This is a genomic window from Vibrio sp. M260118 (assembly GCF_036533755.1).
GTDB lineage: Bacteria > Pseudomonadota > Gammaproteobacteria > Enterobacterales > Vibrionaceae > Vibrio.
The window spans coordinates 1-10,888 of the sequence record NZ_JATABG010000087.1; the positions used below are offsets into that span (position 1 = coordinate 1).

9 protein-coding genes are annotated in these 10,888 nt (G+C 45.1%); 6 read left to right on the forward strand and 3 right to left on the reverse strand.

The genetic code is table 11. From position 1 onward, the window contains the following. The 3 genes from der to QTO00_RS07585 form a co-directional block, all read left to right on the forward strand. A partial coding sequence (gene der / locus QTO00_RS07575; protein WP_331424040.1) for a ribosome biogenesis GTPase Der occupies positions 1 to 871 on the forward strand: 871 nt, incomplete at its 5' end. A gap of 85 nt (positions 872 to 956) precedes the next feature. Further along, positions 957 to 1,823: an alanyl-tRNA editing protein gene (locus tag QTO00_RS07580; protein ID WP_331424042.1), complete on the forward strand. Its 867-nt coding sequence runs from the start codon at positions 957 to 959 to the stop codon at positions 1,821 to 1,823. 321 nt (positions 1,824 to 2,144) lie between these two features. After that, a complete protein-coding gene (locus QTO00_RS07585) occupies positions 2,145 to 2,366 on the forward strand; it encodes a zinc ribbon domain-containing protein (protein WP_331424043.1) in 222 nt (73 codons plus the stop codon). A gap of 40 nt (positions 2,367 to 2,406) precedes the next feature. On the opposite strand, the gene xseA is transcribed toward QTO00_RS07585, so the two are convergent. Further along, positions 2,407 to 3,738, reverse strand: a complete 1,332-nt coding sequence (gene xseA / locus QTO00_RS07590; RefSeq protein WP_331424044.1) for an exodeoxyribonuclease VII large subunit — start codon at positions 3,736 to 3,738, stop codon at positions 2,407 to 2,409. 231 nt (positions 3,739 to 3,969) lie between these two features. Here xseA and guaB point away from each other — a divergent pair, with 231 nt between their 5' ends. From guaB to QTO00_RS07605, 3 genes are all read left to right on the forward strand, one after another. Next, positions 3,970 to 5,433, forward strand: coding sequence for an IMP dehydrogenase (gene guaB / locus QTO00_RS07595; RefSeq protein ID WP_331424045.1), 1,464 nt, complete (start codon positions 3,970 to 3,972; stop codon positions 5,431 to 5,433). A gap of 157 nt (positions 5,434 to 5,590) precedes the next feature. Further along, positions 5,591 to 7,144: a glutamine-hydrolyzing GMP synthase gene (gene guaA / locus QTO00_RS07600; protein WP_038205881.1), complete on the forward strand. Its 1,554-nt coding sequence runs from the start codon at positions 5,591 to 5,593 to the stop codon at positions 7,142 to 7,144. 294 nt (positions 7,145 to 7,438) lie between these two features. Continuing rightward, positions 7,439 to 8,035: an acetate uptake transporter gene (locus QTO00_RS07605; protein WP_038205879.1), complete on the forward strand. Its 597-nt coding sequence runs from the start codon at positions 7,439 to 7,441 to the stop codon at positions 8,033 to 8,035. Between the two features lie 138 nt (positions 8,036 to 8,173). Here QTO00_RS07605 and QTO00_RS07610 read toward each other — a convergent pair whose 3' ends face one another. Next, positions 8,174 to 9,715 carry an alanine/glycine:cation symporter family protein gene (locus QTO00_RS07610; RefSeq protein WP_331424046.1) on the reverse strand — a complete coding sequence of 514 codons (1,542 nt, stop codon included), beginning with the start codon at positions 9,713 to 9,715 and terminating at the stop codon, positions 8,174 to 8,176. 300 nt (positions 9,716 to 10,015) lie between these two features. Next, positions 10,016 to 10,888: D-amino acid dehydrogenase (locus QTO00_RS07615; protein WP_331424048.1), on the reverse strand; the 873-nt coding region annotated here is incomplete at its 5' end.

Below are 10,888 nucleotides of genomic sequence, written 5' to 3' on the forward strand. Positions count from 1 at the left end.
GATCAAACTGGCAATTATCGGTCGTCCGAACGTCGGTAAATCAACGTTAACTAACCGTATCTTAGGTGAAGAGCGTGTGGTTGTTTATGATATGCCAGGCACGACTCGTGACTCCATCTACATCCCAATGGAGCGTGATGGTCGTGAGTACGTTCTGATTGACACAGCAGGTGTACGTCGTCGTAAGCGTATTAACGAAACCGTTGAGAAGTTCTCGGTTGTTAAAACGCTTAAAGCGGTAGAAGACGCCAACGTTGTTCTATTGGTTATTGATGCGCGTGAAAACATCTCAGACCAAGACCTAAGCTTACTTGGTTTTGCTCTGAACGCGGGTCGCTCAATTGTTATTGCAGTGAACAAGTGGGATGGTCTAGATATGGACGTGAAAGAGCATGTTAAGAAAGAGCTTGATCGTCGTCTAGGCTTTGTTGATTTTGCCCGTATCCACTTTATTTCAGCGCTTCACGGTACCGGTGTTGGTCACCTATTTGAATCGGTTCAAGAGGCTTACAAGTCGGCAACGACACGTGTCGGTACTTCAGTTCTGACCCGTATCATGAAAATGGCAACCGATGATCACCAGCCACCACTTGTTCGCGGTCGTCGTGTTAAACTTAAGTACGCGCACGCAGGTGGTTATAACCCACCAATCGTTGTGATTCACGGTAACCAGGTCAATGAACTCCCAGATTCGTACAAACGCTATCTGATGAACTACTACCGTAAGTCGTTGGAAATCATGGGTACACCAATTCGTATTCAGTTCCAAAGCAGCGATAACCCATTTGAGGGTAAATCAAATAAAATGACCATGTCTCAAGAGCGTAAACGTAAACGCTTGATGAGCATGATGAAAAATCGTAAGAAGTAGCATTTCTTAGCCAACTAAGAAACATCGATTGAGATAAAAGCGCCCAGTTAACTCGGCGCTTTTTTTATACTGGAAGGATGAGCAAGTGAAGATCACCCCAACAATTACGCAGTTTTGCCACCAGACTTGGCAGCTTGATGCAACTATCCAATACGCTCAGTTAGGTGGAGATTTCTTTCACCTTGTTACTGATGTGACGCCGTTTCACCCTGTTAGCCATATTTGGCCGGATCATCCAGCAGATAAAGGCACTATCAATGACCAAGATGTATTGGACTGCCAAGTAGGGGCGATAGAGCTGGCGAGTGGAGAGCTTTATGTCGGCAGTGCAATTCCTGTAAAACGTGATGAGCCGGGCTGGGCGTTTGTTGTCGTTCACTGCATGGCAGCAGATTGGTCTGGTTTTGAGTTAGGGCAGCAAGTGACGCTAAAGGTCGATGAAGCGCACCAACACTCCTTGAGCCGAGGTCATAGTGCAGGTCATCTCTCGTACTTAGCGTTAAATAAAGTACTGGTAGAGCAAGGCTACTGGCGTAAAGATGCCGATCGTAAAGACCCTCACGGTAACTATGATTTTAATAGCTATGCTCAAGTCACTAGCTTTGTCAGCCCTGACAAGTGCCTCGACACCTATCGATTAGGTAAAACACTGCGTAAACGCGGCTTAAACAGCGCAGATATGCTAGCGAACCTAGCGCGAATTGAAGCCCAGGTTAACCAACAGTTGATCCAATGGCTAGAACTTAAATCAGACGTTATAGTCGAGTGTAAAGGGGACGCATTAACAGATTCGCGCTACTGGCAGTGTGATTTACAAGAAGGCGAAAAAGCAGTCATTCCGTGTGGTGGCACGCATGTAAGTTCATTAGGCGCGTATCGTACAATTGAGGTCACTTTAAGCCAAATCGATGAGCAGAATATTGAAATGCACACCGATGTAAAACCTGCATAAGGGATTCTGATCTTTTTATTAAATGCTAAATAGTCGACCTTTAATTGCCAGTTTGGTCTTTTATATTGTTTAAAATTCAAAAACAGCACATGTAACTTATGCTTTCGGTGTGTGGTTATATAAATGTTCTTTTTAGGGCGGATCGCTGATCACTTTGGATTTTGCCGACGATCAGGCTTTGATCTTGTACCTTTTGCTGAGTTTATCGCTTGTAGGTGAAAAGTGGAACTGGTCAACGTTATGATAAAGATCATGGCATGTTAGCTACAGATAATTACAGTGAGTGTCAGTAAGATTTAAGATTCTATTTAAGAGTAGGTTATGAACGAGAATACATGCCCCGTATGTGAAGATGAATTAGAGTGGAATGGCAAATATCATTGCTCTGCTTGTGACGAGAACTATATCAAGGTGGGTTTTTGTCCTGATTGCGAAGCCGAGCTAGAAAAGCTTCAAGCATGCGGGGCTGCGAATTACTTTTGCAATAGTTGTAATGAGCTCAAGTCTAAATCTCGTATTCGCTTCGAATTTCATCCAAGCTAGAAGCTCTTCAGCTCTCTATTATTTCAGTGATCTCGCTCTTTTAGATCACTGTTGACCGAACTTTACCATCAGATAAGCGGGTGACCAGAGTGTCACCTGTTTTTATTTGTGACGTCTGGCTAACCACGGTACCTTGCTCGGTTTGTGTTATAGAGTAGCCGCGCTTCAAGGTTGCCAGTGGACTTACGGTATCGAGCTTTTCTGCAGCCATCGCGAGTTGGTGACGTGTATTAAGCACTTTTCTATCCATTGCATCGAGCAACTTCTGCTCTAGGCTTTGCAACGAGGCTTTTTGTTCTGCAAGGCGTTTGAACGGAGAGTTGAGCTGAATTCGGTGTTGTTGACGCTCGATCTTCTGATTGCGAGTTGCAATGAACTGACCCATAGCGCGGTTTAGTTTTGCTTCAAGCTCGTCCAACTGTTGACTTTGACGTTGCAGTTGATAGCTAGGATGTCTGCGTTCAATACGGTGTAAAAGCGAAGCTGACGTTTGCTTTTGCTCAGTAAGGTAATAGCGCATTGCGCTAACGAGCTTGTGTTGACGAGATTGAAGCGCTTGATCTTTATGGCTGTTATCTCGGCTAACTAGTTCGGCTGCAGCGGAAGGTGTAGGGGCACGCATGTCAGCGACAAAGTCTGCAATGGTAACGTCAATCTCATGGCCTACTGCACTGATGATTGGGATCTGGCTAGCTGCAATAGTGCGAGCAAGGATCTCGTTGTTAAAGCACCATAAATCTTCTAACGAACCACCACCGCGGCCTACGATTAGCACGTCACACTCATTACGGCTGTTGGCACAACCAATTGCTTGAGCAATCTGAATCGCAGCTTCTTCACCTTGAACCATGGTCGGATAGATGACGACAGGGAGAGAAGGGTCGCGTCGTTTCAGTACATCGAGGATATCAAACAGCGCCGCCCCGGTTTTTGAGGTGACAATACCGACGCACTTAGGGTGTTCTGGCAAGGGCTTTTTGCTGGTTTGTGCGAACAGGCCTTCGCCTGCTAGCTTCATTTTCAGTTCATCAAACTGCTGTTGAAGTCTGCCGTCGCCTTCTGGCTGCATGCTCTCTATGATCAACTGGTAGTCACCACGAGGCTCATAAAGTGATAAGCGCGCTTTAACTAATACTTGATTGCCGTTTTGTGGCTTGAACGTAACGCGACGATTGTTACCACGGAACATGGCACATTTAACTTGAGCGCGAGAGTCTTTAAGAGTGAGGTACCAATGACCAGAAACAGGCGCGGAAAAGTTAGAAATTTCTCCCACTAACCAAACAATACCCATTTCATTTTCTAGTAACAGACGAACTTCGGCATTAAGACGAGAAACGGTGAAAATGTTTTGATTGGTCAGAGAAGACACAGCTAATTCCGTGGGCGTGGGTATGGAAATTAGCGGCAATATAATACATAGCAAGGGGGTAAATGCAAATAAAAAGTAGAAAAATGTGTAGCCAACCGATTTCGTTAGCCGTATAATCCGTCCGCAATATCTAATCCAAATGCAGCCAAGCAGCTTCGCTTACTGCCCTCATTATGCGAAACGATGAGATTGGATTTTTCTTTTTACTCCTCTAATTGTGAGATATTGCAAATGCTAAGAATTGCCAAAGAAGCGCTGACATTCGATGACGTACTCCTTGTGCCAGCACACTCCACCGTTCTCCCAAACACAGCTGATCTTCGCACTCAGCTTACTAAGAACATCACCCTAAACATCCCAATGATTTCAGCGTCTATGGACACTGTAACTGAAGCGCGTCTAGCAATTGCACTAGCGCAAGAGGGTGGCATTGGCTTTATCCACAAGAATATGTCGATTGAGCAGCAAGCGGAAATGGTTCACCAGGTTAAAATTTACGAAGCGGGCGTGGTTTCTCACCCTGTAACAGTAAACCCTGATGCGACTATCGCAGACGTTGTTGCACTTACTGAAAAGCATGGTTTTGCAGGTTTCCCTGTTGTAACTGACAACAACGAGTTGGTTGGCATCATCACAGGTCGTGACGTTCGCTTCGTAACGGATCTTTCGAAGAAAGTTGAAGCGGTAATGACACCAAAGGATCGCCTAGCAGCGGTTAAAGAAGGTGCGACACGTGAAGAAGTTCAAGAGAAGATGCACAAAGCACGTGTTGAAAAAGTACTGGTTGTGAATGATGAGTTCCAACTAACCGGTATGATCACTGCAAAAGATTTCCATAAAGCAGAGCGTAAGCCAAACGCATGTAAAGATGACCAAGGCCGTCTACGTGTAGGTGCAGCGGTTGGCGCTGGCGCGGGTAACGAAGAGCGTGTTAAAGCTCTAGTTGAAGCAGGTGTTGACGTTCTACTTATCGACTCTTCACATGGTCACTCTGAAGGTGTACTAAACCGCATCCGTGAAACTCGCGCAGCATACCCAGATCTAGACATCATCGGTGGTAACGTTGCGACAGGTGCTGGCGCTAAAGCACTTATCGAAGCTGGCGTAAGCGCAGTGAAAGTAGGTATCGGCCCTGGTTCTATCTGTACGACTCGTATCGTTACTGGTGTAGGTGTTCCTCAAGTAACAGCTATTGCAGATGCTGCAGAAGTGGCTAACGAGTACGGTATTCCAGTTATCGCTGACGGTGGTATCCGTTTCTCAGGTGATATTTGTAAAGCAATCGTTGCTGGCGCATCAGTTGTGATGGTTGGTTCTATGTTTGCTGGTACGGAAGAAGCACCGGGTGAAGTCATTCTTTACAACGGTCGTTCATACAAAGCTTACCGTGGCATGGGCTCTCTTGGTGCTATGTCTCAAGGTTCTTCTGACCGTTACTTCCAGTCTGATAACGCAGCAGACAAGCTTGTACCAGAAGGCATCGAAGGTCGTATCGCATATAAAGGTCGCCTGAAAGAGATCGTTCACCAACAGATGGGTGGTCTACGTTCGAGCATGGGTCTAACTGGCAGTGCAACAGTTGAAGATATGCGTACTAAAGCAGAATTTGTACGTATCTCTGGCGCTGGCATGAAAGAGTCTCATGTACATGACGTTCAAATCACAAAAGAAGCGCCAAACTACCGCCTAGGTTAATTTTTCAAAAATCTCTTTGCTGATTCAGCTTTGAGGATTTCCGAAAAATGACAGGTTTACTCTTACGGTTATGATTTAACCGTGACGAAATATTATTTAAAGCTATGAGTGTCGAATTTAGGCACTCATCCACCAAATATAAAGAAGACTGCTCAAAATGACTAAAAATATCCATGACCAACGTATTCTGATCTTGGACTTCGGTTCTCAGTACACTCAACTTGTCGCGCGTCGTGTTCGTGAAATCGGCGTTTACTGTGAACTATGGAGCTGGGATGTAGAAGAAGCGGATATTCGCGATTTCAACCCAGATGGCATCATCCTATCTGGTGGTCCAGAAAGCGTGACAGAGGACAACTCTCCTCGCGCGCCTCAATATGTATTTGACTCTGGTGTTCCTGTTCTTGGCGTATGTTACGGCATGCAGACTATGGCAGAGCAGCTAGGTGGTAAAGTTTCTACTTCTGATGAGCGTGAGTTCGGTTACGCAGCAGTACAAGTTTCTGGCGAATCATCGCTATTTAAAGATCTTGAAGCGTCACAAGACGTATGGATGAGCCACGGTGACAAAGTTGTTGAGATTCCTCAAGGCTTCGTAAAAGTAGGTGAGACAGACACTTGTCCTTACGCTGCGATGGCAAACGAAGAGAAGAAATACTTCGGCGTTCAGTTCCACCCAGAAGTAACGCACACGAAGAACGGTCTACAAATGCTAGAGAACTTTGTTCTTGGCGTATGTGGTTGTGAGCGCCTATGGACTTCAGAATCTATTATCGAAGATGCTGTTGCACGTATCAAAGAGCAGGTTGGCGATGACGAAGTTATCCTAGGCCTTTCTGGTGGTGTTGATTCATCGGTTGTTGCGATGCTAGTTCACCGTGCAATTGGCGACAAACTAACGTGTGTGTTCGTTGATAACGGTCTACTTCGTTTGAATGAAGGCCAGCAAGTAATGGATATGTTTGGCGATAAGTTTGGCCTAAACATCATCAAAGTAGACGCGGAAGATCGCTTCCTTGCGGCTCTCGAAGGTAAGTCTGACCCAGAAGAGAAGCGTAAGACCATTGGTCACGTATTCGTAGATGTATTTGATGAAGAGTCTAAGAAGCTGAAAAATGCTAAATGGCTTGCTCAGGGCACTATCTACCCAGACGTTATCGAGTCAGCAGCATCTAAGACAGGTAAAGCGCATGTCATCAAGTCTCACCATAATGTTGGCGGTTTGCCAGACGATATGGAAATGGGCCTTGTTGAGCCGCTACGCGAGCTGTTCAAAGATGAAGTACGTAAGATTGGTCTAGAGCTAGGCTTGCCTTACAACATGCTTTACCGCCACCCATTCCCAGGACCAGGTCTTGGTGTTCGTGTTCTTGGTGAGATCAAGAAAGAGTACTGTGACTTGCTACGTCGCGCTGATGCTATCTTCATTGAAGAGCTACACGCAGCTGACCTATACAACAAGGTATCTCAGGCGTTCACGGTATTCCTACCAGTTCGCTCTGTAGGTGTAATGGGCGATGGCCGTAAGTATGATTGGGTTGTTTCTCTACGTGCAGTAGAAACGATCGACTTTATGACCGCGCACTGGGCACACCTACCATATGACTTCCTCGGTAAGGTTTCGAACCGCATCATCAACGAAGTTGACGGTATTTCTCGTGTGGTTTATGACATATCAGGTAAGCCACCAGCGACAATCGAGTGGGAATAATCCTCTCTGATTAGAAAAACCATCAAAGCCAGTCTTCGGACTGGCTTTTTTGCGCTTCAAATATAGAGAGTTCTATCAGTATTTAATGTCAGTTGGTATCGTAAATTTGAATTGTGACTGGCGCGGTTTGGCGAAGTTGAGGCTATTTGCTGTTGAATCGGCATATATAGGCGCCAAGTTGCTTAATGCACGATTTTGACAACCTAAGATTGCGATTCCGTACACTATCTTTTTAATTAAACGTCATTAAAATTTGCGCGTAAATTTTACTAACTTTTTTTAATGGTGTGCATAATGTCAACAAAACTAGCCAACCCAGCTCCGTTAGGTCTAATGGGTTTCGGTATGACTACCATCCTGCTTAACATCCACAATGCAGGTTTTTTCCCAATCGACTCTATGATTCTAGCGATGGGTATCTTCTACGGTGGTCTTAGTCAGGTACTTGTTGGCATGATGTGCTTTAAGCGTGGTGATACCTTTGGTACTACGGCGTTTACCTCTTACGGTCTTTTCTGGCTAACACTAGTTGGTCTCATTGTTATGCCATATATGGGATTACCGGCTAGCCCAGCGAGCTTTATGGGCTGGTACTTGGCGCTATGGGGTATCTTTACTGGCTTCATGTTCATCGGTTCACTATGCTACCCAGTAGCGAAGCAAGTGGTGTTCGGTTCACTCACTATTCTGTTCTTCTTGCTAGCGGCGCGTGATTTTACGGGTAGTGAGTTCATCGGTACGATTGCGGGGATTGAAGGTATCTTCTGTGGTGCGAGTGCGATCTACTTTGCTATGGCTCAGGTGCTAAACAATGAATATGGCCGCACAGTTTTACCAATTGGTGAGAAAAAACCAGCGCAAGAAATGCCTTTAGAACAGGTAGCGGCATAACAAGATATAAGCGGGTGGTGCGCCTGAAGCATCATCTGCTTACGCCAATTAGTTTGGCAAAATTGGGAACGATAAGATGAAAGGGGTTAGCCATTGGCTAACCCCTTTTTATTTACCACTGCGTTTGCTTATCTTTTACTAGGTTGAAGGCTGTTCAACTGGCTTAGTTTCTTCAGCATCCGCCTGTGGTGTTTGACCTGTCTTACGACGGTATTTATCTTCCCAGTAATCTGCGCCTTTAATACCAAGCTTCACTGGGTTGAATGTGTACTCAGTCACACCTTGTTTCTGTTGCTCTTCGTAGTCTTTTAGCGCTTTAAGTGCTGGTTTAGACATAAAGAAGATGATCAGAATACCTACGATGTTCAACCATGCCATTAGACCTACACCTACGTCACCCATCGCCCACGCTAGGTTAGCGGTCTTGACTGTGCCATAGAACACAACTGCGATTAGCGCTACTTTTAGCAGGAACATTAGACCATTAACTTTTACGTGACGGCGAATGTAAGCAACGTTGGTTTCGGCAATGTAGTAGTAAGCAAGAATCGTAGTAAATGCGAAGAAGAATAATGCGACCGCAATGAACGGTTTACCAATGCCTGGTAGTGCACTTTCAATCGCCATCTGTGTGAACACAGGACCGTTAGCTGCGATATCTGCTGCAACGTTCTGCACCAGGAAGCCATCAGCACCGTGAACGTTATATGCACCAGTAATGATGATCATAAACGCCGTTGCTGAACATACTAGAAGTGTATCAATGTAGATAGAGAACGACTGGACTAGACCTTGCTGCGCTGGGTGATCAACACTTGCGGCTGCCGCTGCGTGAGGACCAGTACCTTGACCTGCTTCGTTAGAGTAAACACCACGTTTTACACCCCAACCGATAGCCGCACCCACACCAGCCATTGGTGTAAAGGCATCGCCGATGATCATAGAAAATACGCGAGGCACTTCACCGATGTTGAGTAGGATGATAATGAACGCTGTTACGATGTAAGCTAGCGCCATAAAAGGAACAACAATCTGTGTGAAGTTTGCAATACGTTTAACGCCACCGAAGATGATGAACGCTAGAATCACTGAGATCAACGTACCGGTGAAAATCTTAGCAAAGCTGAATGTGCCGATTGCTGTTTCAATCATTTCACCAGAGCCAAACGCTGCTTCAACAGCATTGCCGATACTGTTTGACTGAACACCCGGTAGTAAGAAACCACAGGCGAAGATAGTCGCAATAGCGAAGATCCAAGCGTACCAAGTTTGACCCATTGCTTTTTCGATGTAATAAGCCGGGCCACCGCGGAATTCGCCTTCGTCTTCTTCTTTATATATTTGCGCCAAGGTTGATTCTGCGTAAGCGGTTGCAGCACCAAAGAAGGCAACAACCCACATCCAGAATACGGCACCCGGACCACCAAAACCGATGGCCGCTGCAACACCTGCAATGTTACCTGTACCTACACGGCCAGAAAGTGACACTGCAAGTGCTTGGAAAGACGAGATACCCTTAGTAGAGCTCTTCCCTGAAAGAAGTAAACGCCACATTTCGCTAAAGTGACGAACTTGAACAAATCGAGTCATGATTGAATAGAACAAACCAGCACCAAGGCAAAGATAAATCAATACCGGGCTCCAGATAATTCCATTCAGAAAATCAACGAATGACTGCATAAGTATTTTTCCCTGTTTAGTTTTCTAATGGTTGTTTTGTGAACAGGATATTAACCTATCTGTAATGCAATTGTTAACTAATTTGTCTATTGGGATTGATTGGCGTGATGTGAAACACAAAATGCTAATGAATTGTTAAATTTTAGCAATTGGTAATATTTGTGTAGGACAAAATGGATACTATTCTGCTGTTGATGGTTTCTTCATTGGTTGTTTATTTGTTGGATAAATATGCCATTTGTCTAATAGTAATGTTGTAGATGAGACTTGATTAAGAAGATTGTATCGGCGTTTGGTAAGCTATGATCCCTCTGATTGGTTAGCATACCTATTGACACTAAGCTCTGAGATTCTTTTCTCACCATTAGAAGCAACTAACTCAGTTAATATATCTGCTGAGCCACAGGCCATTGTCCAACCTAAGGTTCCGTGCCCTGTATTGGTGTAGAGGTTTGTATAGTGAGTGTTACCTATAATCGGTGTACCGTCTGGCGTCATTGGGCGGAATCCTGTCCAGTAGTCAGCTTGCGAAAAATCAACCCCTTGAGGAAATAAGTTGCTGACTACGTGTTTTAGCGTTGCCAAACGCTTAGTAGGTAAACTGGGATCAAATCCCGCAAGTTCGGCAGTACCTGCGACTCTGATTCTTTGGTCAAAACGAGTGAGTGCGACCTTATATGTTTCATCCATAATGGTTGATCTTGGTGCTTGATGTTCGTTGATTACAGGTAGCGTAAGTGAGTAGCCTTTAACTGGGTAAACCGGAATGTCTATACCAATTGGGCTCAATATGGATTTAGAGTAACTGCCTAATGCAACGACATAATGGTCGGCATTGATTACGCCCTGTGAGGTTTGAACACCCACTACATTTTGCTTTGTGGTGATCAACGCATCTATATCTGTATTAAATAGAAACTTAACGCCGGCTTGCTGTGCCATTTGTTGTAGGTGTTGACAGAATAGGTAGCAATCACCGGTTTGGTCATCAGGGAGGTAAAGCCCTCCAACTAAGTCGCCAAGCATGTTCTCAAGGCCTGGTTCTTGTTTAAGACACTGCTCGGCATCAAGCAGTTTAAACTGAGTACCACTCTCTTCTAGTAACGCCATGTCTTTTTCAACGGCTTTTAACTGCGCATTGGTGCGAAAAATTTGCAAAGTACCTTGGTTACG

Coding starts and splice junctions, on each gene's coding strand:
- QTO00_RS07605 (WP_038205879.1), top strand. CDS start 7,439: ATGTCAACAAAACTAGCCAACCCAGCTCCGTTAGGTCTAATGGGTTTC.
- guaB (WP_331424045.1), top strand. CDS start 3,970: ATGCTAAGAATTGCCAAAGAAGCGCTGACATTCGATGACGTACTCCTT.
- guaA (WP_038205881.1), top strand. CDS start 5,591: ATGACTAAAAATATCCATGACCAACGTATTCTGATCTTGGACTTCGGT.
- QTO00_RS07585 (WP_331424043.1), top strand. CDS start 2,145: ATGAACGAGAATACATGCCCCGTATGTGAAGATGAATTAGAGTGGAAT.
- QTO00_RS07610 (WP_331424046.1), bottom strand. CDS start 9,715: ATGCAGTCATTCGTTGATTTTCTGAATGGAATTATCTGGAGCCCGGTA.